Origin of the sequence: Ruegeria sp. R14_0 (assembly GCF_017743975.1) — a bacterium.
GTDB lineage: Bacteria > Pseudomonadota > Alphaproteobacteria > Rhodobacterales > Rhodobacteraceae > Ruegeria.
Genome location: NZ_JAGHRC010000008.1, coordinates 133,263 through 159,678 on the forward strand (window position 1 = coordinate 133,263; position 26,416 = coordinate 159,678).

The following is a 26,416-nucleotide window of genomic DNA, read 5'->3' on the forward strand; positions in this document are numbered from 1 at the left end:
ATGAGCGAAGCGAAATCAACGCGTTACGCGTCGGATCTCATGGCGGGCCAGGTTGCCCTGGTCACGGGGTCCGGATCCGGAATGGGCCGGGCGACGGCGATCGAAATGGCCTCTTGCGGGGCCAGGCTTGTGCTGTTCGCGCGCCGGGAAGAGCCGCTGGAGGAGACCGCCGAGATGATCCGGTCGGCGGGGGGCGAGGCCTTTGTCGTGCCCGGAGATACCCGCGACGAAGTCAGTATCGAAACTGCGATGGGGCGGATCAAGGACCACTACGGGCAGTTGGATGTTTTGGTGAACAATGCCGGCGGCCAATATATCGCGGCCGCCCGTGATATCACCAACAAGGGCTTCGAAGCCGTGATCCGAAACAACCTGATCGGATCTTGGCAAATGACCCGGGCAGCGGCGGATCACTTCATGTACGACAATGGTGGATCGGTTGTGTTTGTCACCGCCATCTCGGCGCGCACCGCGCTTACCGGCTTTACACACACCGTCGCCGCCCGCGCCGGTGTGACGGGCATGATGAAAACGCTGGCCGCCGAATGGGGCGAATACGGCATCCGCCTGAACTGTGTCGCGCCGGGCACGATCAAGACCGATGCGCTTGGCCGCTATCCGATTCCGCCGGAACAGTGGAAAAAGCTGAACCGCTCGGTGCTAAACCGGATGGGGGCGGCCGAGGACATCGCAGGCACGATCATTTTCCTGGCCTCGAAACTTGGCGGTTTCATCACCGGAGAAGACATTTATGTAGACGGCGGTGAAACCCTGCACATGGGTCACGACGCGCGGGACATGATCAACCCAGCGATGTTCGAGAAACGCGAACGGGGAGATGGCAAGAATGAGTAAGCAACCCGTCCTTCTGGAGATTTCCGACAGGATCGCCACGGTCACGCTGAACGACCCCGAGCGGCGCAACCCGGTCACCGGCAACGACATGATCGCTGCCCTTCTGGAGACCTTCGCCAAGGTGCAGGCCGACCCGCAAGTCAGCGTCATGATCCTGACCGGCGCCGACCCGGCCTTTTGTGCCGGCGGCGACGTCAAGGAGATGAACGATCCCGAAAGCGTGTTCCGCAAGGAACCGCTGGCGGCGGCGCAGAGCTATGTCGACGGGGTGCAGCGCCTGCCGCAGGCGCTCTACAACATGGACATTCCCACCATCGCCGCAGTCAATGGCCCGGCGGTTGGCGCGGGGTGTGACCTGACCATGATGTGCGACATGCGCATCGCGTCGGAAAAAGCAAGGTTCGGCGAGGTGTTTCTGAATCTCGGAATCATTCCGGGCGATGCGGGCAGCTGGTTCCTGTTGCGTCGTCTGGGCCACCAGAAGGCCGCCGATCTGACCTTCTCAGGGCGCATGGTCGAGGCCAAGGAAGCGCTGGAGCTTGGCATGGTGCTTGAGCTGGTGCCGCATGAAAAATTGATGGCACGAGCCCGCGAACGGGCCGCTGTCATCGCCGCGAAACCGCCGCGCGCGGTTCGGATCGCCAAGCGTCTGATGCGCAATGCCGAACGGATGGACCTGCCGGATTACCTGAATTCTGCGGCGGCTTATCAGGCGCTCATGCATCAGACCGAAGACCATCACGAGGCGGTTGCTGCGTTCATCGAGAAACGAAAACCCAACTTCACGGGGCGTTAAGGAAAAGATCGCATGTCTGACATCACCCAAAAGAAGATGGAGCAAATCGCGCAGATGTGGAATGCGCGCGGCAAGGGTCTGATTACGCATATGGCGCTTGAAATCGAAGAGGTCTCGACCGAAGTCGTTCGCGTTCGGATGCCGTTCAATAAGGACTTTTGCGTCGATGCGGCACAAACCCTGCTTCATGGTGGTATCCTGACGGCCCTTCTGGACAGTGTCTTCGGACTGGCAAACTTTGTGGCCATCGAAGGCGTCAGTACCATGGCCACTCTTGACCTGAGAGTTGATTACCTGCGCCCTGCTCGTTCGCGCGCGGATGTCATCGTTCAAGCGCATTGTTTTCGCGAGACTCGCCACATCGCCTTCAATTCCGGCAACGTCTGGTTCGATGGCCATGAGGACGCTGAAATAGCCCGTGGAACCGCGTCGTTTGCTTTGACGCGCGGTGCGACCAGCCTGTTTGACGCGATGACAAAAGGAAAAGCCTCGTGATGGATTTGCAAACTGTCAATGCGCACGTATCCCGAGTGCCGTTTTTTCGATTCCTCAACTTTGAAGTCCACAGTTTGGATAGCCTCCATGCCGAAGCGGAAATGACCTTTGATGACCGCCATATCGGGAACCCGGTCATGGAGTACTACCATGGCGGTATAATCGCGAGTTTTATGGAAGCCACGGCTGCCATCGCGGTACAGCCCGATTTCGCCGACGTTCCGGCCAAGCCGATCAACCTAACCGTCGATTACCTCAGACCCGGTGTGAAAGGACCGCTTCTTGCGCGCGCCAATGTCACGCGCAAGGGCCATAGGATGGCCAGCGTTAGCGTACAAAGCTGGCAGGCGGAACGGGAAAAGGCGGTTGCCGAGGGGTTGTATCACTTCCTTCTGGTTTGACAAAAGCCAATCGCTTTCAGGGCGTGCCTTGTCCCGTGGACGGGGTCGCCTCCCGGCTACAAATTCCTTCGAGTAACAGATTGATGAGCATGCTGGAGAATTCAGGCAGTGATAGATATCCTTCCGCTCCTGCCTTGTTCGGGTCGAACCATTCCACCGTCCAATTCAAGGCGCCCAACATTACTTGGCGTAAGGGGACGATCTTGATATCTGACCGTATGGCACCGTCGTCCTGAGCGTCACGGAGTACCCCGTCCCAGAGTTCTCCATATTCATGGCGAATACCCCTGTGCCTCTCCCTGAAATGATTGGGGAGCATTCCATAGCTTCTGATATTCGCCGAAGTGAATTCGCTTGCCTTGAAGAGGAAATCCAGGTGCGCCCAGATTGCAGTCGCTATCCTGGCGTGATGATCGTACGGGGCATCGAATTTCCGCACGGCGCTTTCGACACCTGATAGCAAGTCCTTCAGTCCGGCGTTTAGAACTTCGTCAACGATTGCATCCTTGGAATCGAAGTGGTAATAGACGCTGCCCGCCTTCATGTTCGCTTCTTCCGCGATCTTCCTGAGCGTCGTCGCCTTGTAGCCATTGTCCCTCAGAACGCGCGCCGCGGCCGTCAGGATTTCTGCACGGGTCTTAGCCGCCTTGCCGTCGGGGTCCGGAGTTTTAACGTGTGTGGCGGGGCACTGCTTCAAGCCTTCGGTATCCGCCTTACAATGCAGACACATTCCGTCAAGTATCAGCTTACTCATTCGTTCCGCGAGGATGTGCACCGGATACTTGTCGACATCGTACCATTCTACGGTCCAGTTCATGGCACTTAGGATGAACTGGCGGATCACAGCAGTGGATATGTCGCTTCGAAGGTGGCCGGCGCGTTTGGCGTCATTCAGGAATTTGCCCCAGGCACCCGCATATGATGCACGCAATTCGCGATGCGGGGTGCGTGTTTCGTCCGACAACATCGGATAGTTCCGAATATTGGCTGACGTAAAGTCGCTGTCGGTCAATAGGTAGGTAAGGTGTGTTTCAATCAGCACTTCGAAAGTCTTGCGAAAATCCTCCGAACTTGTCGGTGCCGACCGAACGATTTCACTGACCGCCTCATATAGTTGACGGACGCCAAGATCGAGAACTTCGCTCAGAATCTGGTCCTTGGATTGAAAATGATAATAAATGCTGCCGGCCTCAATGCCAGCTTCCTGCGCGATGTCGCGCATAGTCGTTGCGTAGTAACCTTCGTATCGAAACAGTCGAGCAGCCGCCGAGAGGATGCCTTCGCGTGTCCTCTCAGACTTGCTCAAGTCGTCGCTCAGTGTCCTGGGTGGGTCAGTCTTGTGTACCATTCCATTTCGATACTTGCGGGACACGAGACTGTCCATTGCATTAAATCTAACAAATGTTAGAATAACGCAAGGAACGTTCCGAATCAAGTTCTTTGCCAAGATGATAGCGGAAGAGGAGGACCTCCATATGCGAGGGTTGAGTGGAAAACGCGTGATCGTGACCGGCGGCGGCAGCGGCATCGGGCGCGCGGTGTGCGAACGGTTCGGCGAAGAAGGTGCCGAGATTGCGATCTTTGACATGAGCGAAGACGGGGCGAAGGAAACGGTTCGCCTGATCACCGAGGCCGGCGGCAAGGCGCAGGCCTTCAAGGTGGACATCACCGACCGTGCCCAGGTCGACAAGGCTGTAGCCGAGTTCGAGGCTGGGGGTCCGGTCGATGTGCTGGTGAACAATGCCGGCTGGGACGTAATCAAACCGTTCCTCGACACAGATGCCGATCTTTGGAAAAAGGTCATCGACATCAATCTTTACGGTCCGCTGAATATGCATCACGCGGTGCTTCCGAGCATGGTCAAGAACGGGGGCGGCCGTGTGGTCAACATCGCGTCCGACGCCGGACGCGTCGGATCATCCGGCGAAGCCGTGTATTCGGCCTGCAAGGGTGGCATCATCTCGTTCACCAAAACCGTAGCCCGCGAACTGGCGCGTAAAGGTATTCAATTGAATGCGGTCGCCCCCGGCCCGACCGATACGCCGCTGTTCGCTCAGGTTGCCGAGGGCGAGGCCGGTCAAAAGATCGCCGAAGGTCTCAAGCGGGCGATTCCGATGAAGCGTCTTGCGCAGCCGACAGATTACCCCGGCATCATCTGCTTCCTGTCGTCGGACGACGCAGGGTTCATTACCGGCCAGGTGATTTCGGTTTCGGGCGGCTTGTCCATGCACGGTTAAAACGCTGGCAGCAGCGCCGGACACAAGGCGCTGCTGCCAAACCGTGCCAAGAGTTACCTCCCCGACTGGTCGCGCCTTAAGTGCGGCCCTTTTTCGTTGTAGAAAGGTTGCGAATGTTTCAGCCAGGCTCTGACATCCAGCGGACAAGCACGCTGACCGCATTTCTGAGGGGCTGCGGCATTGACAGTTACGAGGATCTCGTCCGCCGTTCGAATGAAGACCCAGACTGGTTCTGGGGCCAGATCATTGACCATGCCGGGATACGGTTCGCGCGGCCCTACAGCCGGTTGCGAGATATCTCCGAAGGGCCCGAATCGATCCGGTGGGCCGTCGGGAGTACTTTGAATCTGACGGAAACCTGTCTTGACGCCCGAATTGCCGATGGCTTGGGCGACAAGGTCGCAATCGACTGGGTCGGCGAAGACGGAAGCCGCCGCCGCTGGACCTATTCCGACCTTACCGCCGAAGCCTCCCGCGTCGCCTCGGCCCTTGCCGCGCGCGGTGTAAAGCCGGGTCAGGCGGTGGGCATCTATATGCCGATGATCCCCGAAATCGAGGCCGCGCTTCTTGGTATTGCCCGGCTGGGCGCGGTTGCGGTGCCGCTGTTTTCCGGTTTTGCGCCCCATGCCATCGTATCGCGTCTGAACGACGCGGATGCCGTGGCGGTGTTGACGGCGGATGCCACACCCCGGCGAGGCAAGCCGGTCTGGATGGAAGCGACCCTTGCCCAAGCTTTGACCGACGTGCCATCGGTTCATACCGTGATCAGCCTGCGACGGTTCGGCGGTGCGGTGGCCGATCCGGCCCGCGATCTGGACTGGACCGAAACCGTGGGCCGCGCCAGTCCGGAGTTTGCCGCCATTCCCGTCAGTGCCGACGACACCTTTCTGATCGCCTATACATCGGGCACCACCGGGCGGCCCAAGGGGGTGGTGCATACCCATCTGGGGGTACAGGCCAAGGCCACCGCCGATTTCCTGCTTTGTCTCGACATGAAACGGGACGACCGGCATCTTTGGATGACCGACATGGGGTGGGTTATGGGGCCGCTCACGCTGTTGTCGGTGCTCTTGTCCGGTTCGACGCTGGTGCTGGCCGAAGGCGCACCTTCAATGCCCGGCGATCCCTTCAGACTTCTGCGCCTTGCGTCCGAAATGGAGGTCACGCATCTTGGCGTGGCCCCGACTCTGGTCCGGCAGTTCATGACGCAGGATACTGAACCTTTGTCGGGCTACGACCTGTCGCCCCTGCGCATTGTCGCCTCGACCGGTGAACCCTGGACCGACGACGCCTGGCTCTGGCAGCTCGATCATATCTGCCGCCGCCGCGCGGTGCCGCTGAACATCTCGGGCGGGACCGAGCTTTTTGGCGCGATCCTGACCTCGACCGTGCTGCATGAAATCAAGCCCGGCGGATTTTCGGCCCAGGCCTTGGGTGTCGGCGCCAAGGTGCTGCGCCAGGACGGCAGCGAAGCCGCGCCGGGCGAGGTCGGCGAACTGGTCGTGACTCAACCGCCACTGGGTCTGACCCCGGCCATTTGGGGGGACCGCGATCGCTATCTTGAAACCTATTGGTCCACCTTCCCCGGCCTCTGGCGGCACGGCGACTGGGTGCGCTGCGATCCGGACGGGACATGGTATATTCTGGGCCGGTCCGACGACACGCTGAACATCGCCGGCAAACGCATCGGCCCGCCCGAGATTGAGGCGGCCCTGACCGAAACCGGAGAGGTGGTGGACGCCGCTGCCATTGCCGCACCCGACGATATCAAAGGCGTGGCCGTCGTCTGCGTCTGTGTGGCAGCCCAGGGCGTCACGCCTGACGCAGAGCTTGTGGAGCGGCTCAAGGATCGGGTCGGAGAGATCGTCTCGAAACCCTTCCGCCCGCGCGAGATCCACTTTGTCGAGGCCCTGCCCAAGACCCGCAGCATGAAAACCATGCGCCGGATCGTGCGCGCGGCCTTTCTGGGCGAAGATCCGGGCGATCTGTCGTCGATCAGCAACCCGGAAACCATTCAACCCATCGCAGACCTGCAAAAGGAAAAGCCATGATCACTGTTTTCGGAGCCACGGGCACCACCGGCGCCCCTCTTGTCGATACGCTTATGGCAAAAGGCGCGACCGTGCGTGCTGTCACCAGCGACCCTTCCAGGCTCGATGCGCTAAAAGCCAAAGGATGCGAGGCGGTCGTTGCGAATTTCACGGACCCTGCCGCGCTGGCGCGGGCCTGTGACGGGGCAGAAAAGATATACCTGGTCACGCCTGCCCATCTGGACATGCGTCAGTGGAAGGCGAATGTGATCGCGGCGGCCAAGACCGCGGGGGTGCGCCATGTTGTCGTGGCCACCGGGCTTGGCGCCTCGCCCAAGGCGGGGCTGACATTTGGGAAATGGCATTCCGAAACCCAGGAACTGCTGAAGCAAAGCGGCCTTGACTGGACCTTCGTCCAGCCGACCTATTTCATGCAGAACCTGCTCTGGCAGGCCGGCAATATTGCAAAAGATGGGGTCTATTACGACGATCTGGGCGGCCCTGTGGCCTGGATCGACGCCCGCGACATCGCGGATGTCGCTGCCGAGGCGCTGACCGCTCCGGGGTACGAAGGCAAGGGTCTTGGTCTGACCGGACCCGAAGCTCTTGCCGGAGAGGATATCGCGGCGCTTCTGTTCGAGGTGACAGGTCGGACTGTCACCTGCGCACCCCTGTCGGCCGAGGATGCCAAGGCGGGTATGATCGCAGGCGGAATGCAGGACGAGGTCGCCGGGGCCATGGTCGAACTGGCCTCCATCGCGCCCAAGGGCTATCTTGCTGGCATAGAAACTACGGTCAGCGACGTGCTGGGACGCCCGGCGCGCCGGTTTGCCGATTTCGTCGCCGAAAACCGGGATGCTTTCGTCAAGTAACCTGATGGCGGCGCCGCTTTATCTCGAACTGGCGCCGCCTGAGGAAGCGCCCAGACAGATCGACCACTTGTTCGTGTTCCGCGATACCGGTGTGCTGAGCGGTGGTGGACGCGGGCGGTTCGCAACCGACCTCTTTACCCTTTCGGTAACGCGCGACGACTGCGGCGGCGGGCGCGTATCGCTGGCAGAACCGCGCCCCTATTTTTCGCCCCGCCCAAGGCCATTCCAGGGTGTCGTGGCCGGGCTGCGACTGTCGTCACGACCGCAGCGATTTCCCGACTCCAAAGGGCTGGACATGCTGGCCTCAGAACTGGCCCGGGTTCAGACCGGGGACGATGACCTGCCTGCGCTCATCGCGGTGCTTGACGGCCTTGCGAGAGACCTGCGCTTTGCCGCACCACCCGGAGCTTACAGCGACCGGACCAAACGTCGAAAGGCGCGGGCGGAAACCGGCGTGTCGCGGCGGCGGCTTGCGACCTTGCGACGCTTTCGCCGGGCTCTCGGGCAGCTTGCGTCAAAGACCCTGCCGCTGTGCGATCTGGCGCTGGACGCCGGATATTACGATCAATCTCACTTGTCCGCCGCTTGCCGGATCTTCGCCGGCAAACCGCCCGGCGCGTTGCGCGCTCTGTCTATTCCGCGTCGTTTTGACCTTTCGCTACAAGATACGCGCCTCAAAGACCGCCTAAGATTGGTCATTGACGAATGAAATCGAAGAGGAAGACCCGCCATGACACAATTCAAACCGAAAAACCCCGACTATGACGCACGCGTGCGCAACAGTTTCGATCGCCAGAAGGCAATGAACACGTTGGGGATCAGCATTGCCGAGTTGTTACCCGGCCGCATCGTTCTGGAAATGGCACATCAGGTTGCACTGACCCAGCAGCATGGGTTTTTGCATGCCGGAATCGTGTCGACAGCGCTGGACAGCGCCTGCGGATACGCGGCCTTTTCGCTGATGCCAGCGGACGCGGCAGTGTTGACGGCCGAATTCAAGATCAACCTACTCAACCCGGCGGACGGCGAACGGTTTCGCTTCGTCGCTGACGTGGTGAAACCAGGCAGGACGCTGACCATATGCGAGGCGCGTGCCTATGCCGTGAAGGGCCAGGATGAAAAGCTCGTCGCAACGATGACCGGAACGCTCATGGCGCTGATCGGGCGGGCGGGGGTCGCGGACTGAGCGCAACCCGGCCGCAGCACATCCGATCCGGGCGGCCGGGCCGATTATTCAGACAGCTGGATCAGCTGTTCCAGCGGCTCGCGACCTCGGCCAACCGTTTCCCATAGGCGCGCGCGGTATCCAGATCGCCGCCAGCAGGTTCAGACCTGCCAAGCGGTAATGTTAGCCTTTAGCAGTGCGGTCGCCGATTGTCCGTCATCAGGGTTTTTCGGAGAGCTGAGACTGTATCGTAACGGAGGATCTGGTTCGGTTTCTGTTCAAGTTTATGCTGCAGCGGCCTGATGCTGCAACCGTAATTGGAACGGATGGACGCCCACGGTGCCGATGGGCTGCCGTCACGCCGGAGTTTCCAGTCAGGGCTGAGCTGGCGCACCATTCTGGCCAAGCGCGAAAACTTTCGTGCTGCCCTCGCCGGGTTCGACTTTCGGGGAGTTGCGAACTTTGACGACAACGACATTGAGCGCCTACTTGCCGATGAAGGAATTGTTCGCTATCGAGGCAAGATCGAAGCCGTGATCAACAACGCTCGCCGTACTTTCGAGGTCGTCCAAGAGGAAGGCTCCTTCGCTGCATTCATCTGGCTATATGAACCTGCCAAGGACGACGCACTGCCACAAATGCGGTCCAAATCACCAGCGTCCGAGACCCTGTCCAAAGATCTACGAAAGCTTGGCTTCAAATTCGTGGGACCGACCACCGTATATGCATTCATGCAGGCCATGGGATTTATCAACGATCACGCAGAAGTCTGTTGGATGCGAAAGGACGTCGAAACAGCCCGAAACACCCTTCGCACACCGACATAGGCAACTGTCGGCCAATTAACGTGAAAAAAATCAGGGCCACTTAGCGTGGAAAGTCAAAGACAGGTTTCGCGTCAGTCGACCGAGACTTCAGAGCCTTGAGAGTAGCGTGGCCAATTGAGCGGCGTCTTTGGGTTTCAGCTTTGCGCCGATCCTTTCCGACAGAACCCGTTCATAGATCGGCCACATCGCCCTCCTGACAGATTTACCCTTTTCAGAGATAGAAATGTTTTGACCTCGCCCATCTTCCGAGCAGTTCCGTCGGTCCACCAGCCCTGCTTTCACCATGCGGTCCAGCAACCGCGATGTACCGTATTGGGGTAACAAAATCCGGTCTTTGAGTTCGAATGGACGGAGTCCGTCCGGGCCTGCCTTCTCGAGTTCGAGAAGCGCGTCATACCATGCAAGTGGCGGGTATCCTGCCGATTTCAGAGACGATTCGACAGCCTCAAGCAAAACGCGGCTTTTAGTCATGAGGGCTGTCCAGGCGGCCTCAGTAGCATGGTCAATCTCGTTCATATCCAGCACCTATCATATACATGTAAGTGCATCAACCTTGACGTCGCATGTGACGCGTTATATATAGATGCAAATGCATCGACACATGGGATCATATCATGTCACAATCGCACCTCACAGAATTTGGGATATTCCTGCTCCGTATAGCACTCGGTATCATGTTCCTGGCGCACAGCCTGTTTCTCAAGCTCTTCATTTTCACACTTCCCGGAACGGCGCAGTTCTTCGTTTCGATCGGGCTGCCCGGCTGGTTTGCCTATATGATCTTTGCAGTCGAGGCGATTGCCGGTGCCCTTTTGGTCCTCGGCGTACAGGCTCGGTGGGTCGCGTCGGCGACCGTGCCCATCTTGGCCGGAGCGACCTGGGCTCACTCAGGAAACGGCTGGATGTTCGGATACGAGAACGGCGGGTGGGAATACCCGGCCTATCTGACGCTGCTTGCCGTCGTGCAAGGACTTCTGGGCGACGGCCGTTTCGCCCTCAGCCCCTCCTTCGCGCCCGGCAACGTGCAGATGGAGGGAGAGACAACATGAGCCTCCACCTCATTAGCCATGCGCTCTGCCCATATGTGCAGCGCGCAGCGATCTCGCTCACTGAGAAAAGTGTCACGTTCGAGAGAACTCACATCGATCTTTCGAACAAGCCCGACTGGTTTCTTGCCATATCTCCGCTGGGCAAGACGCCTGTCCTGGTTGTGGACGGGACGCCGATTTTCGAATCTGCGGTTATCCTCGAATATCTTGAGGATACACAACCCCACGCGCTTCATCCGCACGACGCTCTCGATCGCGCCCGCCACCGTGCCTGGATTGAATTTGGATCTGCTGTCTTGAACGACATTGCGGGGTTCTACTCGGCGCCGAACGATAAAGCGTTGGAAGCAAAAGTCGCGGCGCTCCGCGCAAAGTTCCTTCGGCTGGACGCGGAGCTTGGGGAGGGACCATGGTTCGACGGCCACCAGTTCAGCCTCGTCGATGTCGTCTTCGGCCCGGTCTTCCGCTATTTCGACGTTTTTGACGCCATCGGAGAGTTTGGCGTCTTCACAGGGCTTGCCCGTGTAAGGGCCTGGCGATATGAACTGGAGCGTCGGGTTTCTGTGAAGAGTGCCGTCAGTGAAGACTACCCGACTCTTCTGCGTGACTTCATCAGACGGCGCAATTCTTACCTGTCCCAGATCATGCAGACAGGAAGGCCGAAGAAGACTGTTACACAGGTGCAATCGGCTGACCGCTGATCACTTGATATCGTTTTGTCGGGCCGCAGTGCAGAACCGGACGTTTGAGTTCGCTTGGTGAATACCCGCTCTGTCCCGCACATCGGATAGTCGCCGACTTTCCCTTGAAGGCCCGCAGCAGCCCCAACCGGCACTTGCCGGCATTCCATGCCCGTCCGTGCGAAGCGCCGGGTGACCTGCTGCCCCCACAGCGCAACCGGGAACAAACCACCGATCGCGCTGATGAATGGCTCAGGGATCGAAGAATCCGCCTGAGCTCAAACCCCCGGGAAACCCCCAGCCGTGTGGTCCGACAGAGGGCAGCACGTCAATCGCGGGTCAATCTATCCCGGTTGGTGGACCACTTTCAGGGGGCTACTCCAAAGGGCGGGGATGAGAAGCTCGTCGCAACGATGACAGGAACGCTTAAATCGCTAGTGGGGCGAACGGGCGTGGCGGGGTGACGATCGGGTCGGAGCAAAAATTAATCTGCGAGCCGGGCTTCGAGGATATGCCGCTGGACCTTTCCGCTGGTCGATCTGGGAAAATCCTCGAACGCGATGAACAGAAACTTGCGCGGCCGTTTGTAGCCAGCGAGGTTTTCGCGGCACAATTTCATCAGCGCCTCGGCATCCGGCCCGCCCTTGCTGCAGGCGACAAAGGCCACCGGGCTTTCCCCCCATTTCACGTCGAATGCCCGCACTACCGCGGCATCGACCACACCGGGATGAGATAGAAGCACACGTTCGATTTCCGCCGGATAGACGTTCTCGCCACCGGTCTTGATCAGGTATTTCGCCCGATCCACGAAGTCGACGGTGCCGTCCGCATTGCGCCGGAACAAGTCGCCCATGTGGAAAAAGCCGTTGCGAAAATCGCGAGCGTTGGTGTCCTCGGCGTTCCAGTACCCTGAAAACAATGTCGGGCCCCGCACAGCCATTTCGCCCGGCGTCCCATCGGGGACTTCGCGGTCGTCAGGATCGACCAGCCGAACCTCACAAAATGCGCTGATGCGCTTGGAAAGCCGGTTCGGGGTAACACCCGGCGCAATCAGATCGGCGGTCCCCGGCGGCAGGCCGGTTTCGGTTGCGCCGAAAGAATTCAGATAGGGCGTGTCCAGAAGGGCTGTCAGTTCCGCGATCTGATGCGGCGGCACCAGATCGGCCATTGCGCCGCAAACCTTGATCCCCTTCACGGGCAAAGGGTTGGCGCGTCGTTCTGCGATAAAGGCGTCCAGCGCACCGGGCATCATCACGAACCAGCCGATCCGGTAGCGCGACAGCGCCTCGTTGATGACTGCAGGCTGCAATCCGTCCACCATCACCACGGTCCCGCCCCGCAAGATCGTTGCCAGCGCATGATCGGTGGAGGCCATGTGGAACATCGGCGCCCAGGCGATGAACCCGTCACCGGGATCCAGCGCCAGTTGTGCCGCAAATGCCATGGATCGGGCGATATGCGCGCGGTGGCTGATGAGCGCCCCCTTGGGCAGGCCCGTAGTCCCCGAGGTATATAGAATCGTCAGACCGGCCTCTGGATCGTCGACCATGCTTCCGATGCGCGGGTCCGGCCCGGCCCCGGCAATGGCCGTTTCCAGGTCTGGCCCGACGGTTAGACAGGGTGTCGACGCGACGGCGCGATACGCTTCTGAAAGTTCCGGTTCGACAACCGCGAGCACCGGCTCAACCAGATCGATGCAGTGCCACAGTTCATCGGGGACAAGCCGCCAGTTCAGACAGGCGACGATCGCGCCGATTCCCGCTGCGGCGAGTTCGACCTCCAAGTATTCAGAGCGGTTGTGCGACAGGATCGCAATCCTGTCGCCCGGTGCAACGCCCTTGGCCAGAAACACGGCAGCCAGACGATCGACCCGCTCCAGCAGCTCGGCATAGGTCAATTTCCTGCTGCCGTCCTCGATGGCGAGGGCGCGGGCGCAGTCATGTGCGCGGGTTCGAAAGATCGAATACAGATCAGCGCGCCCCGCGCGGATGACGTCGGTCAGCATAGTTTCCCCCTTGCCCGAGCTTCGGTTCAGAGATCCTGCGCCAGGCGCACGCCTTCATCAATGGCGCGCAGCGCATCCAGTTCGGCGGCCTCCTTTGCCCCGCCGATCATCGTAACCGGGACGCTGCGCGCGGCAAGCTCTTGGGCCAGGGTCCGTTCCGGTTCCTGACCGGTGCACAGCACAATTGTATCGGCTGCGATGACCTTTGGCATTCCGTCCGCGACGATATGCAGCCCCGCATCGTCGATATGTTCATAGGTCACGCCGCCCATTGCCTCGACCCCATGTTTGCGCAGCGCGTTGCGCAGGATCCACCCTGTCGAAACACCAAGCCCCGCCCCCGGTTTAGCGGTCTTGCGCTGCAGCATGACGACCTTGCGGCGCGACGGCTTCGGTGCCAGAGGGTCGCCCGCCAGGGCACCTGATGAGACAAATTCGGGGTCCACAGCCCAGGTTTCGCAAAAGACGTCGGAGTTGGCGGTCTCGGCGGGTTCGGTCACCAGGAACTCGGCCACATCATGACCGATGCCCCCTGCCCCCATCACGACGACACGGTCGCCCGCCACACGGTCGCCGGACAGAATTTCGGCGTAAGTCGCGACGCTGTGATGGTCGATACCCGGCAGGTCGGGAATGCGCGGCATGACCCCGGTGGCGATAACCACATGGTCGAAGCCTTCAAGATCGCTCGCCTCTACCCGCTGTCCCAGACGCTGCGTGACCCCGTGTTTCTGCATCTGACCGGCATAATACCGAAGGGTTTCGTCGAATTCGTCCTTGCCCGGTGCGGCGCGGGCCAGATTCAGTTGACCGCCCAGCTTGTCCTGCGCCTCGAACAGCGTGACAGCATGGCCCAGCCGCGCCGCCTCGGCGGCTGTGGCCATGCCCGCGGCACCACCGCCAACGACGGCCACTTTCTTTGGCGTGTCGGCTGGCGTATCCCGGAATTCCGTTTCACGCCCGGCCCTTGGATTGACCAGACATCCGACCGGCCGGTCCGAAAAGATGAAATCCAGACAGGCCTGGTTGCAGGCGATGCAGGTGTTGATCTCGTCCGCGCGGCCCTCTCGCGCCTTTTTCACGAAATGTGGATCGGCCAGAAACGGGCGCGCCATCGAGATCATGTCCGCATCGCCAGAGGCAAGTATGTCTTCGGAAAGCTGGGGTGTGTTGATCCGGTTCGAGGCGACCACCGGGATCGACACCGCCGCTTTCACGTTGGCTGCCGCCTTGCGCCAGGCACCGCGCGGCACCGGATAGGCGATCGTCGGCACGCGGGCCTCGTGCCAGCCGATGCCGGTGTTCAGAATATCCGCACCTGCGGCCTCGATCTTGCGTGCCAGTGCGGCAATTTCATCGGCGGGCGCGCCGCCCTCGATCAGATCGGCCGCCGAAATCCGGTAGATAACCAGAAATTCGGACCCACAGCGTTCGCGCACCGCGCGCACGATCTCGACCGGGAATCGGTGGCGGTTCGCGGCGCTGCCGCCCCAGTCGTCTTGGCGCTTGTTGGTATGGGTGACGGTGAATTCGTTGATCAGGTATCCCTCGGACCCCATGATCTCGACGCCATCAAAGCCTGCGGCCTGCGCATTGGCGGCTGCCACGGCAAAATCCTCGATGGTACGGAGAATGTCGGCTTCGGTCATTTCACGCGGGATGAAACGGTTGATCGGAGCGCGGATCGGCGACGGGGCGACACAGCCTTCGATCTTGGCATAGCGCCCGGCGTGGAGGAGTTGCGCGCAGATCAGGCTGCCTTCGGCCTGCACCGCCTCGCAGATCGGGCGCAGGCTAAGCGCTTCTTCCGGATCATCGATTCGCGGACCTTCTGGATCGAATATGCCCTCGGCATTGGGCGAAAACCCGCCGGTGACCAGAATCGCCGCCTCCCCCCGCGCCCGCTCAGAGTAAAAAGCGACCTGTTTGGCTATGCCGTCAGGCTCGGTTTCCAACCGCGTGTGCATCGACCCCATGATGACACGATTTCGCAATGTATGCTGGCCTGCGCGGATGGGCGAGAGCATGGTCCCAAAGCTCTCCGTTGGCTTATTCTCCACTGTGGGCATCCTCCTTAAAACTACGCTTGATCTGCATTCTAACATTTGTTAGATTTTTTAAAAGAAGATTTTCGCTCATGGGAGGAGCACCGATGCAGTTCCAGCCAACAGACGATCAGAAGGCGTTTCGCGAGACCGCAAAGCGCTTCGCAACTGAAAAGCTTGCGCCCACCTATCAGGCGCGCGCAAGCGGCCATACGTTCGATCGCGCCCTGATCAAGGAGATGGGTTCGCTTGGATTGATCGGGGCCGATCTGCCCGAAGACTTCGGCGGGCTCGGCGAAAGCTCTGTCACATCAGGGTTGATCGTCGAAGAAATCGCCTATGCCGATTTCAACGCGAGCTATGTGCAGCTTCTTGGCTCTCTCATGGGGGGCATGGTGGCCAAGCACGCCTGTCGGGATATCGCTGCGGAGTGGGTGCCCAAGGTGGTCTCCGGCGATGCCGTCATTGGCCTGGGCCTGACAGAGCCGCGCGGCGGATCGGATGCGGCGAACCTGATCCTGAAGGCCGAGAAGTCCGGAAACGGCTGGCGGCTGAACGGTGAAAAGACGTCCATGAGCTTTGCCAGCCAGGCCGATGCGGCCGTGGTTTTCGCCCGCACCGGCAATCCCGATGGCGGTTCGCGCGGGGTCAGCGCCTTTTTTGTCGATTTGAACCAGGACGGCATCAAGCGAACCCATTTCGACGACATCGGCACCAAGCCTGTCGGCCGCGGATCGGTGTTCTTTGATGACGTGTTTGTGCCGGCCGAAAACCTGATGGCCGAGCAGGACCGTGCCTTCGGGACGATCATGGCGGGCTTCGATTATTCCCGCGCGCTGATCGGGCTGGAATGCCTTGGCGCGGCGCAGGCCTCGGTGGATGAAACCTGGGCCTATGTGCAGGAACGCGAGGCGTTCGGTGCGCCGATCGTACAGTATCAGGGCGTCAGCTTTCCCTTGGCCGAGGCCGAAACCCAGCTGACCATGATGCGTCAGCTTTGCTATTACACGCTGGACCTGCGCGACCGGGGCATGCCCCACACGTCGCAAGCGGCGATGTGCAAATGGTACCTGCCTAAGACCGCCTGCGAAATCCTGCACCAATGTCTGATCCTGCACGGACATTACGGGTACACGACCGACCTGCCCCACCACCAGCGCTACAACGATGTGCTTGGTCTGCAGATCGGTGACGGCACCGCACAGATCCAGAAGCTTGTGATCGCCCGCGAAAAGGCCGGCCGCGTGGCGCTGCAATATGACAAGAAAGCAAAGGGGGCATCGAAATGAGCGCTCCCGTCGCAGTAATCACCCAAGGCAGCGTCGGCATTATCGAGCTGGCGCGCCCCGAGAAGTTCAATTGCCTGTCGCTTGAGGTGCATGAGTGCATTTCGAGCGCGCGCGCCAGGTTCGAGGCGGACCCGGATATCCGGTCGATCCTGATCCGGGCGCAGGGCAAACATTTTTGCACCGGAGCCGACCTGACCGAGGTGAAGGGCAAACTGAACGATCCCGCCGCGCTGGACCATTTCCTCGCCTTTGGCATGGAAAACCTGCGAGCGCTCGAAACCTCCTCCCTCCCTGTCGTAGTCGCAGTGCAGGGGTTGTGTCTGGCCGGCGGGGTCGAACTGATGCTGGGATGTGACGTGTGCTTTGCGGCCGAAACCGCGCAGTTCGGCGATCAACACGCACAGTTTGGGTTGATCCCTGGTTGGGGCGGCTCGCAACGGCTGACGCGGCTAATGGGGGAACGCCGGGCGCTTGACCTGATGTTCTCAGCGCGCTGGCTCAAAGCCGACGAGGCCAAGGAGGTCGGGCTGGTCAACTACATCGTACCGGATGCGGATCTGCACCAAGCCGCGCTGGAATATTGCGAAAAGATCGCGACCCGATCGCGCCCAGGGATCGCGGAAATGAAGCGGCTGGCGCGCGAAGGCGCAGATCTCGGCATCGACCAGCAGATGCGGCTTGAGCGTGACGCCGCCGTGCGCGCACTGCCCAGCGATGACGTCGCCGAGGGCCTCGACGCATTCGAGAACCGGCGCGCCCCCGAATTCAAGGCTTGAGGACGAAACATGGAATTCACTCTGAACGATGAACAGCGTCAGATTTACGAATATGGCGGTCAGCTGGCGCAGACATATGACAATGCTTATTGGCTGGAACACGCGCGCAAGCACGAGTTTCCCCACGATATGTTCAAGCAGATTGCCGATGACGGTTTTCTCGGCATCATGGTGCCCGAGGAATACGGCGGCGCGGGCCTCGGCATGACCGAAATGGCGCTGTTCATGGAAGGCACCGCCAATCACGGCATTCCGCTTTTGATGATGGTGGTCGGGCCGACCATGTCGCTGGCTCATATCGCCAGCCACGGGAGTGAATTCCACAAGAAAGAGCTGCTGCCGGCGGCCTGCCGCGGTGATATCCAGTTCTGTTTTGCGATCACGGAACCGGGCGCCGGGTCGAACACGATGAAGGCCACTACGCTGGCCAAACGTCGGGGCAACCGGTTCAGCCTGTCGGGCGAAAAGACCTTTATCACTGGCGCCGAGGTCTCGGACTATTGCCTAGTCGTGGCGCGAACCAAGCCGCATACCGAGGTCAGCCGCAAGACCGACGGCTTTACCCTGTTCGCAGTGGATCTGAAGAAAAAGGGCGTCGACAAGCAGCGGGTGAAGATCTCGATCCCCCTGCCCGAGGAACAGTGGACCCTGTTCTTCGACGAGGTGGATCTGGGCCCGGAGGACGTGGTCGGCGAGGTGGACGAAGGGTTCTCGATCCTGTTCGACAGTCTCAACCCCGAACGCATCATCCTGGCCGCCCTGTGCTGCGGCATCGGCCGGTTCGCCCTGAACAAGGGCGTGGCCTATGCCTCCGAACGCAATGTGTTCGGCCAACCCATCGGTGCGCATCAGGGCGTGCAGCACCCGATGGCCAAGGCGCACACAGCGGTCGAGATGGCCAGCCTGATGACCCGTCGGGCGGCCTGGGAGTTTGACAACAAACTGCCGGCAGGGGCGTCGTCAAACATGGCAAAATACGCCGCCGCCGAAGCCGGGATCGACGCGGTGGACGCCGCGCTGCAGGCGCATGGCGGATCGGGCTTCACCGAGGATACGGGACTATACGAGATGTACCCGCTGGTGCGCTTGTTGCGCACGGCGCCCGTGAACCGCGAGCTGTGCCTCAGCTTCATCGGCGAAAAGGTCATGGGTCTGCCGCGGTCTTATTGATCGCTCTGCCCGACATGGAGAACGACATGCAATTTGGAATGCGCTTCAGGCGGCAGGATGCCGCCGACAAGATAAATGATCGCTTCTGGCACACGATCGAGGGCACACCGCTCGACGAGGTGCGCCGTATTCAGGAAGAGCGGCTGCGCGATCAGATGGCGTATCTCAAGGCGAACTCGACCTTCTATCAGGAAAAGTTCGCCGAGGCCGGTGTGGACTTCGACGATATCCGCACCATCGAAGACCTGCAAAAACTGCCCTATACCTACAAGACCGAGATCCGCGAAAGCCTCGCTGCCGAGCCGCCCTTTGGCAAGCACCGTGCCGCGCCCATGTCGGACATCATCCAGATGCAGGCCTCGTCGGGCACGACCGGCAGCCCCTCATATGTGGCCCTGACAGAATCCGACGCCGAGATGTGGCACGAGATGACAGCGCGCTGCTTCTTTGCCAATGGCGTGCGCCCCGGCGACATGGTGTTGCACGCGTTTTCGCTGGCCAAGGGCTTTGTCGGCGGCATCCCCGTGATGCAGGGGTTGCAGTATATGGGCGCGATCGATGTGCCGGTGGGGGCGGATGGCGGTGCCGAACGGCTGCTGCGTGCCTGCGCGGATACGCGCCCGCGCTGCATCGTTGGTGCTCCGAATTTCGTTCTGCACCTGGCCGAAAAAGCGCCCGAAGTGCTGGGCTGCAAGGCTAGTGAGTTGGGCGTGGAACAGGTCATCGTCGGTGGCGAACCCGGCGGCGGCATCCCTGCTATCCGCGCCAAGATCGAAGCGGCTTGGGGGGCGAAATGCACCGAAATGCTGGGCGGAACCGATCTGGGCGTGACTTACTGGGCCGAATGCGACGAACAGTCGGGAATGCATATGGTCAACATGGACTATATCATCACCGAATTGCTCGATCCCGATAGCGGCAGGATCATTCCCTGGGAAAAGGGCGCCGAGGGCGAGATGATCTATACCGCGATCGGCCGCCAGGCGAGCCCGCTCGTGCGGTTCCGGTCAGGCGACTATATCGAGGTCATCGACACCGAATGCGCCTGCGGGCGCACCGGCCCCAAGATCCGCTGCACCGGTCGCACCGACGACATGCTGATCGTGCGCGGGGCCAATGTATTCCCGTCCGCCATCAACAGCGTAATCACCGAGATGGTGCCAGACACCAATGGCGTCATGCGGATCGTCGCTGATTTCGAGGGCCACACCACGCAGGGCGCGCTGACGGTGATTGTCGAACGCGGCCCCGGTCGTGATCCGGCCGATGACGCCGCCCTCAAGAAGAAGATCGAGCAACGCCTGCGCGACGCGCTTGTCTTCAAGGCCGACGTTCACCTGGTGGCGGCTGACACTTTCGAAAAACCCGGCGCCGCCAAGGTCGCCTTTGTTCTCAGGGAATATCCGAACCTGCCATGACCAAAATGAAATCCCTGCTTGATACCGGGTCCGACGACTTTCGGGCAAATGACGCACACTACCGTGAAAAACTCTCCGATCTGCACGCGCTGCGGCTGCTGCAACGTGTCGGCGGCCCCAAAAAGGCGCGCGACCGGCATGTGGAGAAGGGCAAGATCCTGCCGCGGGAACGGATTGAACGCCTGATCGACCCGGGCACACCATTTCTGGAACTCGGAGAACTTGCCGGGTTGAACAAATACAATGGCGTGCCGCCGGGCGCGGGCATCATCACCGGGATCGGTGTGATCGAGGGCCGTCAATGCATGATCATCGCCAATGATGCCACGGTAAAGGGCGGCACCTATTTCGGCATGACATCGCGCAAACATGTGCGGGCGCAGAAGATCGCATGGAAGAACCGTCTGCCCGTTATCACCCTCGTGGACTCCGGCGGCGCCTTCCTGCCGGATCAGGAAAACATCTTTCCCGACGAAGGCCAGTTCGGGTCCATCTTTCACCAACAGGTTGGCATGTCCGGCGATGGTGTGCCGCAAATCGCCGTGGTCATGGGGCCCTGCACTGCGGGTGGTGCCTATATCCCCGCGCTCTGTGACGAAGTGGTGATCGTGCGCGGTCAGGGCTTTATGTATCTGGGCGGACCGGAATTGACCTTTGCCGCAACCGGCGAAAAGGTCGAAGCCGAAGAACTGGGTGGCGGCAAGATGCATTCGTCCGTCTCCGGCGTGACCGACCATTTGGCTGAAGATGACGCCCATGCTCTGGCCATCACGCGCGAAATTGTCAGCCATCTTGGCGAAAAACCCCAACCCCGCAAGACGCCCGAAGCGCCCCGTGCGCCCGCCTACCCGGTCGAAGAGATTTATGGACTCATCAGCCGCGACCCCAAGGTACCGACCGACAACCGCGAAATCGTGGCTCGGTTGGTCGATGAGAGCGATTTTCACGAATTCAAACCGCTTTATGGCGACACGATCATGACCGGCTGGGGTCGCATCCACGGCCACGAGGTCGGTATTCTCGCCAATACAGGTGTGCTTTTCGTCGAAGCCGCGCTGAAGGCCACGCATTTCATCAATCTCTGCGTGCAGCGTGATATTCCGCTGCTGTTCCTGGCCGATGTGAACGGCTTCATGGTCGGGCGCGAGGTCGAGCAGATGGGCATCGCAAAAGCCGGTGCGAAGATGATCACGGCCATGTCTTCGGCCCGGGTGCCGAAATTCACAATCATCACCGGTGGCTCTTACGGGGCCGGATACCTGGCGATGCTGGGCCGCCCGTTCCAGCCGGACGCAATGTTCGCCTGGCCGACGGGACGGTCGGCGATCATGGGGCCGGAACAGGCCGCCAGCGTGCTGGCGCAGGTGCGCGCGCAGATCAACGAACGCGAAGGCAGAAACTGGACCGCCGAGGAGGAGGAGGCCTTCAAGGCACCGATCCGCGAGGAATACGAAGATTTTCAGGGAGCCTATAATTTTGCTTCCAACCTTTGGATCGACAGCGTGATCGAGCCCTGTGAGACCCGTGACGTCATGGCGCTGATGCTAGATGTGACATCGCGCAGACCCAAGGTCGAGACCAACTTCGGCGTGTTCAGGATGTGAGGAGCGAACCGTGAAAATCAAAACGCTTCTGATCGCCAACCGCGGCGAAATTGCCTGCCGGATCGCGCGCACTGCGCGGGCCAGCGGTATCACACCTGTCGGCATACATTCGCAGGCCGACGCCAATGCCCTGCATGTCCGCGAGATCGGCAAATCTGTCTGTATCGGCGGCGGACCGGCCTCCGAAAGTTACCTGAAGATCGACGCGGTGATTGCCGCCGCGCAATCGGTGGGCGCGGATGCGATCCATCCCGGTTACGGCTTTCTGGCCGAAAACCCCGATTTTGCCCGCGCGGTCGAAGCCGCCGGCATGATATTCATGGGGCCGACGCCGGAAACGCTGGAACGTTTCGGCGACAAGGCCAGCGCCAAAGAGGCCGCCGTGGCGGCCAGCGTCCCGGTGATTTCGGGCGCCGAAGGTGCGCGGTCCGATCCCGAGCAGATTGCCGAGGAGGTGCGCCAAATGGGCCTGCCGGTGCTGCTCAAGGCTGTCGGCGGCGGTGGTGGGCGAGGGCAACGGCTCGTCACCGACGAAACCACGCTGGTCGAGGACATCGAAGGCGCGCTGCGCGAAGCAAAATCCACCTTCGGTTCCGAAGGGCTGCTGTTGGAGCGTTTCCTGCCCGAGGCGCGCCATGTCGAAGTGCAGATCGCAGGTGACGGCAAGGGCCATGTGGTGCACCTGTTCGAACGCGATTGCACGCTTCAGCGCCGTCACCAGAAGGTCATCGAGGAAGCCCCGGCCTGGGGATTGCCGCGCACGCTTCTGGACGACATCGCGCGCGACGCGGTGCGCCTCGGTGAAACGCTGGACTATCGCGGGCTGGGCACGGTCGAATTTCTGGTCGCGGGGGACGAATATTTCTTTCTTGAGGTGAACCCGCGCATTCAGGTGGAACATCCCGTCACCGAAGCGATCACCGGGCTGGACCTTGTCGCGCTTCACCTGCGCATTGCCGAAGGCGCGGGCCTCGGGCTGGTGCAGGAGGATCTGGCGATCAACGGCCATGCGGTCGAGGCACGGCTATACGCCGAAGATCCGGCGATGCAATTCGCCCCGTCGACGGGTACGCTCACCACGCTCAGCCTGCCATCGGGCCTGCGTATCGACAGCGGCGTCGAGGAAGGCGATGCCGTCACGCCCTACTACGACCCGATGATCGCCAAGCTGATCGTGCACGCGCCCGACCGGGAAACCGCATTGGCACGTCTGGCCACGGCGCTTGATCATGTCGCGGTCGAAGGTGTCGAAACCAATCGCGCCTTTTTGACGGCGCTGGCGCGAAACCATGAATTCGAACGGATGCAGGTGCATACCCGCTGGATCGACGGCAGGCTGGATGAGCTGACACAGGCACCCGGCCTGACCCGCCCCGATCTGTGGAAAGCAACCGCTGCCATTCTCTTCGTGACCCAGTCGCGCAGCGACACAAACGCCAATCCCTGGACCAACCGTGATGCCTTTACCGGCTGGCGGCTTGGACTGGGCGGCGATGCGATGGAAGCGGGGCAGCGCGTGACGCTTACCGATTCTGACGAGGTATCCGAGGAATTGCGCGTCAGTCCTGTCAAACCGGGTGCCAGATACACCGTCTATTCGGAAAACGGCGAGGCGCTGACACTGTCGGCACGCGAAATCACGCCGGGCCGTTGGCGCCTGAACGAGGGCGACACTGTCCACCTGATCGAGGCACGTCTGCATGCCGGCGTGATCGAACTGGGCACGCCCGAAGGCCGCCTGGTCTTCCGCCCCGCCGCGCCCCTTGCCTTTGCCGGCGGCGATGCCGCGGCGGATCGCGCCGTGACCTCTCCGCTGACCGGCATGATTGTCGAAATCAAGGTCTCCGATGGTCAGAGCGTGGCCGAAGGCGACGTGGTTGCGGTCCTGGAATCCATGAAACTCGAAATCTCGATCCGGGCGGCCGCGGCCGGGATCGCCAGCCACATATCCGTCTCGAATGGAGACATGGTCGACCGGGGCCAGGTCATCGCCGAGATTCTGCCATCCGAGGAGTGATGAAATGAACGACTTTCCCAAATTCGTCGAATTTCGTGAAGAAGGCCCGCGCGAGGGTTTTCAGATCGAAAAGAAGATTTATCCGATCGAAGAGCGGATCGAACTGATCGACATGCTCAGCGAAACCGGTCTGAAGCGCATTCAGGTCGGAAGTTTCGTCAGCCCGAAATACGTACCGCAAATGGCCGACACCGGCGAGTTGTTCCAGCGTATCAAGCGCAAGCCGGGCGTGAATTACACATCGCTGTGGCTGAACGACAAAGGGTTTCGCAAGGCCCTGACCGCGCATGAGGTCGATATCGACCCGCGCCTGCTGTTCTATCCCTCCGAGGCATTCGCCCAATCGAACAACAATTGTTCCTCGGCGGAGATGCGGGAAAAACAACGCGACTGGGTCCGTCTTTACAAGGAAGAAGGATATACCGTCGACGCGGCCTATGTGATGACGGCATTTGGCTGCAACTTCGAAGGCCCCATCCCGCAAGAGCGAATCTTGGACGATTTCCGCTTTATCCTTCAGCTGTGCGAAGAAGAGAACATCCCCGTGCCGATCCTCGTGGTCGCCGACACCATGGGTTGGGGAAACCCCGAGGCGGTCAAACGGATGATCGGCGCGCTGCGCGAAATGGCGCCCGAGGCGCGCATCGGTATGCACATCCATGATACGCGTGGGCTGGGGATCGCCAATCTCCATGCCGCCCTGTCGATGGGCGTGGACATGTTCGAAAGCTCGGTCGCCGGTCTTGGCGGCTGTCCTTTCGCGGGCCACGGTCACGCCCGCGCCGCAGGCAATGTCTGCACCGAGGATGCGGTGTTCCTGTGTCACGAGCTCGGCATCGAAACCGGCATTGATCTGGACAAGCTGATCGCAGCGGCGAACAAGGCAGAAGAGATCATCGGCGTGCCGCTCATGGGCCGGGTCATGCATACCGGCGGCCTGGACAAATATCGCAAGGCAAGCTGAGGGAGAATGAAGATGACAAAGGCACTTGATGGGAAGGTGGTTCTGGTCACCGGGGCCGGCGGTGGGATCGGGCGTGATATCGCCTTGATGGCAGCCTCGGAAGGCGCCGCCGTGGTGGTCAATGATCTGGGCGCGTCACTGAAGGGCACCGGACAGACGGAAACCGCGGCGCAGAAAGTCGTTGAAGAAATCAAGGCGGCGGGCGGCGATGCGATCGCCGATGGCGGCAACGTCACCGATCCGGACGCCGCGCGCGCGATGATCGAAGCCGGAGTCAGCGAATTCGGCCGCATCGACGCGGTGGTGAACAACGCGGGCATCCTGCGCGACGGGTTCTTCCACAAGATGACCTACGAGGATTTCGACGCGGTTGTGAAGGTCCATCTCTACGGTGCGTTCAACACCAGCCGCGCGGCGGCCGATTATTTCCGCGAACAAGAGGGCGGTGCTCTGGTGCACATGACCTCGACCTCGGGGCTGATTGGCAATCTGGCGCAGGCGAATTATTCGGCGGCAAAGCTGGGCATCGCGGCCTTCTCGAAATCGGTCGCGCTCGACCTGAAACGCTGGAACGTGCGGTCAAACTGCATCGCGCCCTTCGCCTGGAGCCGGATGATCTCGTCTATCAAGACAGACACCCCGGAACAGGCGGCACGGGTCGAAAAGATCAAGGAAATGACACCGGCCAAAGTCGCTCCAATGGCCTGTTTCCTGATGAGCGACCGCGCGGCCGACGTGTCCGGACAGATCTTTGCGGTTCGCAAGAACGAAATCTTCCTGTTCAACCAGCCCCGCCCGGTGCGGTCGGTTCATTCCGGTGATGGCTGGACCGCCGACGAAATCGCCGAGCGTGCCATTCCCGCGCTCAAATCGCAATTCACACCGCTCGAAGTTTCGGCGGATGTCTTTTCGTGGGATCCTGTCTGATGGGAAGACGCAAAGAAAAAATCAGCTCCGACATTGCCTGGAGCACCTCTGACAAGATCAGCGTGCGCGGGCTCGATCTGCCCAACGAAATCCTGGGCCACATGAACCTCGGCGATCTGGCGTTTCTTCAGTTGACGGGTCGCAAGGCCACATCCGAGGAAAGCCGGGTGTTCAACGCCATCGTCATTACCCTGGTCGAACATGGCATCACGCCGTCGGCCCTGGCGGCGCGGATGACCTATATGGGGGCGCCGGAATCGCTTCAGGCGGCCGTGGCGGCTGGCTTGTGTGGGCTGGGCACCGTCTTTGTCGGTTCTATGGAAGGTGCCTCGAAAATGCTTTACGAGGCACTGCCACAGGACAAGTTGGGCACCGGTGTCGATCTGGATGCGCTGGCCGTCGAGACGGTGGACAAATTCCGTGCCCGCAAGGCCATCGTGCCGGGGCTGGGCCATCCGGTGCACAAGCCCGTCGATCCGCGCACCCCGCGCCTTTTCCAAATCGCCGCCGAGAACGGAAAATCCGGCGAATACATCGCGTTGATCCAGAAAATTCAGACCGTGGCCGAGGAAAGATCGGGCAAGATGCTGCCGATCAACGCCACCGGCGCGATCGGGGCGATCTGCTGCGAATTCGGCTTCCCCTGGAAGATCGTGCGCGGTTTCGGCGTCATGGCGCGGGCCATCGGCCTGGTGGGACATATCCTCGAGGAAAGCGAAAACCCGATTTCCTATGAGCTGTGGCAGCGTGCCGAAGAAGAAATCCTTGAAACCTCCGGACCGGGGGCGAAATAG

At 60.7% G+C, this 26,416-nt stretch carries 25 protein-coding genes; 21 read left to right on the forward strand and 4 right to left on the reverse strand.

Annotated features, from left to right (window positions below; translation table 11 throughout):
• The 4 genes from J7416_RS19070 to J7416_RS19085 are packed head-to-tail and all read left to right on the forward strand — an operon-like array spanning position 1 to position 2,547.
• Positions 1-855: an SDR family oxidoreductase gene (locus J7416_RS19070; protein ID WP_009803494.1), complete on the forward strand. Its 855-nt coding sequence runs from the start codon at positions 1-3 to the stop codon at positions 853-855.
• The gene (locus J7416_RS19075) at positions 848-1,651 is read left to right on the forward strand and encodes an enoyl-CoA hydratase-related protein (RefSeq protein ID WP_009803495.1); all 804 of its coding nucleotides are present in this window, start codon (positions 848-850) and stop codon (positions 1,649-1,651) included. Before J7416_RS19070 ends, J7416_RS19075 begins: the two co-directional genes overlap by 8 nt.
• A gap of 12 nt (positions 1,652-1,663) precedes the next feature.
• On the forward strand, positions 1,664-2,146 hold the full coding sequence (locus J7416_RS19080; RefSeq protein WP_209227020.1) for a PaaI family thioesterase: 483 nt from the start codon (positions 1,664-1,666) through the stop codon (positions 2,144-2,146).
• Entirely contained in the window at positions 2,146-2,547 is a 402-nt protein-coding gene (locus tag J7416_RS19085) for a PaaI family thioesterase (RefSeq protein ID WP_009803497.1), read from the forward strand. The genes J7416_RS19080 and J7416_RS19085 overlap by 1 nt, the downstream gene beginning before the upstream one ends.
• 16 nt (positions 2,548-2,563) lie before the next feature.
• On the opposite strand, the gene J7416_RS19090 is transcribed toward J7416_RS19085, so the two are convergent.
• Positions 2,564-3,853, reverse strand: coding sequence for a TetR/AcrR family transcriptional regulator (locus tag J7416_RS19090; RefSeq protein ID WP_244867357.1), 1,290 nt, complete (start codon positions 3,851-3,853; stop codon positions 2,564-2,566).
• 169 nt (positions 3,854-4,022) lie between these two features.
• Here J7416_RS19090 and J7416_RS19095 point away from each other — a divergent pair, with 169 nt between their 5' ends.
• The 6 genes from J7416_RS19095 to J7416_RS19120 all read left to right on the forward strand — a co-directional run bounded on the left by J7416_RS19095 (position 4,023) and on the right by J7416_RS19120 (position 9,678).
• The gene (locus tag J7416_RS19095) at positions 4,023-4,784 is read left to right on the forward strand and encodes a glucose 1-dehydrogenase (RefSeq protein WP_209227021.1); all 762 of its coding nucleotides are present in this window, start codon (positions 4,023-4,025) and stop codon (positions 4,782-4,784) included.
• A 113-nt stretch (positions 4,785-4,897) separates the two neighbouring features.
• Positions 4,898-6,835 (forward strand): AMP-binding protein, encoded by a 1,938-nt coding sequence (locus J7416_RS19100; protein WP_009803500.1) that lies wholly within the window; start codon positions 4,898-4,900, stop codon positions 6,833-6,835.
• Positions 6,832-7,686 carry an SDR family oxidoreductase gene (locus tag J7416_RS19105; RefSeq protein ID WP_009803501.1) on the forward strand — a complete coding sequence of 285 codons (855 nt, stop codon included), beginning with the start codon at positions 6,832-6,834 and terminating at the stop codon, positions 7,684-7,686. Before J7416_RS19100 ends, J7416_RS19105 begins: the two co-directional genes overlap by 4 nt.
• A 4-nt stretch (positions 7,687-7,690) precedes the next feature.
• Positions 7,691-8,395 carry a helix-turn-helix domain-containing protein gene (locus tag J7416_RS19110; protein WP_244867361.1) on the forward strand — a complete coding sequence of 235 codons (705 nt, stop codon included), beginning with the start codon at positions 7,691-7,693 and terminating at the stop codon, positions 8,393-8,395.
• Positions 8,396-8,416: 21 nt separating this feature from the next.
• Positions 8,417-8,872 (forward strand): PaaI family thioesterase, encoded by a 456-nt coding sequence (locus J7416_RS19115; RefSeq protein ID WP_209227023.1) that lies wholly within the window; start codon positions 8,417-8,419, stop codon positions 8,870-8,872.
• Between the two features lie 305 nt (positions 8,873-9,177).
• The gene (locus J7416_RS19120; RefSeq protein ID WP_209227046.1) at positions 9,178-9,678 is read left to right on the forward strand and encodes a DNA-3-methyladenine glycosylase I; all 501 of its coding nucleotides are present in this window, start codon (positions 9,178-9,180) and stop codon (positions 9,676-9,678) included.
• 87 nt (positions 9,679-9,765) lie between these two features.
• Here J7416_RS19120 and J7416_RS19125 read toward each other — a convergent pair whose 3' ends face one another.
• A complete protein-coding gene (locus J7416_RS19125) occupies positions 9,766-10,194 on the reverse strand; it encodes a MarR family transcriptional regulator (protein WP_084658444.1) in 429 nt (142 codons plus the stop codon).
• 98 nt (positions 10,195-10,292) lie between these two features.
• On the opposite strand from J7416_RS19125, the gene J7416_RS19130 reads away from it, so the two are divergent.
• Together J7416_RS19130 and J7416_RS19135 are read left to right on the forward strand one after the other, a co-directional pair.
• A complete protein-coding gene (locus J7416_RS19130; RefSeq protein WP_040608736.1) occupies positions 10,293-10,727 on the forward strand; it encodes a DoxX family protein in 435 nt (144 codons plus the stop codon).
• The gene (locus tag J7416_RS19135; protein WP_209227026.1) at positions 10,724-11,428 is read left to right on the forward strand and encodes a glutathione S-transferase family protein; all 705 of its coding nucleotides are present in this window, start codon (positions 10,724-10,726) and stop codon (positions 11,426-11,428) included. Before J7416_RS19130 ends, J7416_RS19135 begins: the two co-directional genes overlap by 4 nt.
• Positions 11,429-11,891: 463 nt before the next feature.
• Here the strand turns inward: J7416_RS19135 and J7416_RS19140 are convergent, their stop codons facing one another.
• Positions 11,892-13,412 carry an AMP-binding protein gene (locus tag J7416_RS19140; protein ID WP_209227027.1) on the reverse strand — a complete coding sequence of 507 codons (1,521 nt, stop codon included), beginning with the start codon at positions 13,410-13,412 and terminating at the stop codon, positions 11,892-11,894.
• Positions 13,413-13,438: 26 nt separating this feature from the next.
• On the reverse strand, positions 13,439-15,439 hold the full coding sequence (locus tag J7416_RS19145) for an NADPH-dependent 2,4-dienoyl-CoA reductase (protein ID WP_040608739.1): 2,001 nt from the start codon (positions 15,437-15,439) through the stop codon (positions 13,439-13,441).
• A gap of 125 nt (positions 15,440-15,564) precedes the next feature.
• On the opposite strand from J7416_RS19145, the gene J7416_RS19150 reads away from it, so the two are divergent.
• The 9 genes from J7416_RS19150 to J7416_RS19190 are packed head-to-tail and all read left to right on the forward strand — an operon-like array spanning position 15,565 to position 26,416.
• A complete protein-coding gene (locus tag J7416_RS19150) occupies positions 15,565-16,746 on the forward strand; it encodes an acyl-CoA dehydrogenase family protein (RefSeq protein ID WP_009803510.1) in 1,182 nt (393 codons plus the stop codon).
• Positions 16,743-17,522: an enoyl-CoA hydratase/isomerase family protein gene (locus J7416_RS19155; RefSeq protein WP_009803511.1), complete on the forward strand. Its 780-nt coding sequence runs from the start codon at positions 16,743-16,745 to the stop codon at positions 17,520-17,522. The genes J7416_RS19150 and J7416_RS19155 overlap by 4 nt, the downstream gene beginning before the upstream one ends.
• Before the next feature lie 9 nt (positions 17,523-17,531).
• Positions 17,532-18,692, forward strand: a complete 1,161-nt coding sequence (locus J7416_RS19160; RefSeq protein ID WP_009803512.1) for an acyl-CoA dehydrogenase family protein — start codon at positions 17,532-17,534, stop codon at positions 18,690-18,692.
• Positions 18,693-18,718: 26 nt separating this feature from the next.
• The gene (locus tag J7416_RS19165) at positions 18,719-20,110 is read left to right on the forward strand and encodes an AMP-binding protein (RefSeq protein WP_040608814.1); all 1,392 of its coding nucleotides are present in this window, start codon (positions 18,719-18,721) and stop codon (positions 20,108-20,110) included.
• Positions 20,107-21,714: a carboxyl transferase domain-containing protein gene (locus J7416_RS19170; protein WP_088652161.1), complete on the forward strand. Its 1,608-nt coding sequence runs from the start codon at positions 20,107-20,109 to the stop codon at positions 21,712-21,714. The genes J7416_RS19165 and J7416_RS19170 overlap by 4 nt, the downstream gene beginning before the upstream one ends.
• 10 nt (positions 21,715-21,724) lie before the next feature.
• Positions 21,725-23,731: a biotin carboxylase N-terminal domain-containing protein gene (locus J7416_RS19175; RefSeq protein ID WP_209227029.1), complete on the forward strand. Its 2,007-nt coding sequence runs from the start codon at positions 21,725-21,727 to the stop codon at positions 23,729-23,731.
• A gap of 4 nt (positions 23,732-23,735) precedes the next feature.
• Complete coding sequence (locus tag J7416_RS19180) at positions 23,736-24,695, forward strand: hydroxymethylglutaryl-CoA lyase (RefSeq protein ID WP_009803516.1); 960 nt, start codon at positions 23,736-23,738, stop codon at positions 24,693-24,695.
• Positions 24,696-24,707: 12 nt separating this feature from the next.
• Complete coding sequence (locus tag J7416_RS19185) at positions 24,708-25,622, forward strand: SDR family NAD(P)-dependent oxidoreductase (RefSeq protein ID WP_040608815.1); 915 nt, start codon at positions 24,708-24,710, stop codon at positions 25,620-25,622.
• Positions 25,622-26,416 carry a citryl-CoA lyase gene (locus J7416_RS19190; protein ID WP_009803518.1) on the forward strand — a complete coding sequence of 265 codons (795 nt, stop codon included), beginning with the start codon at positions 25,622-25,624 and terminating at the stop codon, positions 26,414-26,416. Before J7416_RS19185 ends, J7416_RS19190 begins: the two co-directional genes overlap by 1 nt.

Bases quoted from the DNA above. Each gene is read 5' to 3' on its own strand.
- J7416_RS19180 (WP_009803516.1), top strand. From the start codon at position 23,736: ATGAACGACTTTCCCAAATTCGTCGAATTTCGTGAAGAAGGCCCGCGC.
- J7416_RS19075 (WP_009803495.1), top strand. From the start codon at position 848: ATGAGTAAGCAACCCGTCCTTCTGGAGATTTCCGACAGGATCGCCACG.
- J7416_RS19160 (WP_009803512.1), top strand. From the start codon at position 17,532: ATGGAATTCACTCTGAACGATGAACAGCGTCAGATTTACGAATATGGC.
- J7416_RS19115 (WP_209227023.1), top strand. From the start codon at position 8,417: ATGACACAATTCAAACCGAAAAACCCCGACTATGACGCACGCGTGCGC.
- J7416_RS19145 (WP_040608739.1), bottom strand. From the start codon at position 15,439: ATGCTCTCGCCCATCCGCGCAGGCCAGCATACATTGCGAAATCGTGTC.
- J7416_RS19190 (WP_009803518.1), top strand. From the start codon at position 25,622: ATGGGAAGACGCAAAGAAAAAATCAGCTCCGACATTGCCTGGAGCACC.
- J7416_RS19185 (WP_040608815.1), top strand. From the start codon at position 24,708: ATGACAAAGGCACTTGATGGGAAGGTGGTTCTGGTCACCGGGGCCGGC.
- J7416_RS19105 (WP_009803501.1), top strand. From the start codon at position 6,832: ATGATCACTGTTTTCGGAGCCACGGGCACCACCGGCGCCCCTCTTGTC.
- J7416_RS19130 (WP_040608736.1), top strand. From the start codon at position 10,293: ATGTCACAATCGCACCTCACAGAATTTGGGATATTCCTGCTCCGTATA.
- J7416_RS19155 (WP_009803511.1), top strand. From the start codon at position 16,743: ATGAGCGCTCCCGTCGCAGTAATCACCCAAGGCAGCGTCGGCATTATC.
- J7416_RS19135 (WP_209227026.1), top strand. From the start codon at position 10,724: ATGAGCCTCCACCTCATTAGCCATGCGCTCTGCCCATATGTGCAGCGC.
- J7416_RS19140 (WP_209227027.1), bottom strand. From the start codon at position 13,412: ATGCTGACCGACGTCATCCGCGCGGGGCGCGCTGATCTGTATTCGATC.
- J7416_RS19085 (WP_009803497.1), top strand. From the start codon at position 2,146: ATGGATTTGCAAACTGTCAATGCGCACGTATCCCGAGTGCCGTTTTTT.
- J7416_RS19125 (WP_084658444.1), bottom strand. From the start codon at position 10,194: ATGAACGAGATTGACCATGCTACTGAGGCCGCCTGGACAGCCCTCATG.
- J7416_RS19070 (WP_009803494.1), top strand. From the start codon at position 1: ATGAGCGAAGCGAAATCAACGCGTTACGCGTCGGATCTCATGGCGGGC.
- J7416_RS19165 (WP_040608814.1), top strand. From the start codon at position 18,719: ATGCAATTTGGAATGCGCTTCAGGCGGCAGGATGCCGCCGACAAGATA.
- J7416_RS19095 (WP_209227021.1), top strand. From the start codon at position 4,023: ATGCGAGGGTTGAGTGGAAAACGCGTGATCGTGACCGGCGGCGGCAGC.
- J7416_RS19100 (WP_009803500.1), top strand. From the start codon at position 4,898: ATGTTTCAGCCAGGCTCTGACATCCAGCGGACAAGCACGCTGACCGCA.
- J7416_RS19170 (WP_088652161.1), top strand. From the start codon at position 20,107: ATGACCAAAATGAAATCCCTGCTTGATACCGGGTCCGACGACTTTCGG.
- J7416_RS19080 (WP_209227020.1), top strand. From the start codon at position 1,664: ATGTCTGACATCACCCAAAAGAAGATGGAGCAAATCGCGCAGATGTGG.
- J7416_RS19150 (WP_009803510.1), top strand. From the start codon at position 15,565: ATGCAGTTCCAGCCAACAGACGATCAGAAGGCGTTTCGCGAGACCGCA.
- J7416_RS19120 (WP_209227046.1), top strand. From the start codon at position 9,178: ATGGACGCCCACGGTGCCGATGGGCTGCCGTCACGCCGGAGTTTCCAG.
- J7416_RS19110 (WP_244867361.1), top strand. From the start codon at position 7,691: ATGGCGGCGCCGCTTTATCTCGAACTGGCGCCGCCTGAGGAAGCGCCC.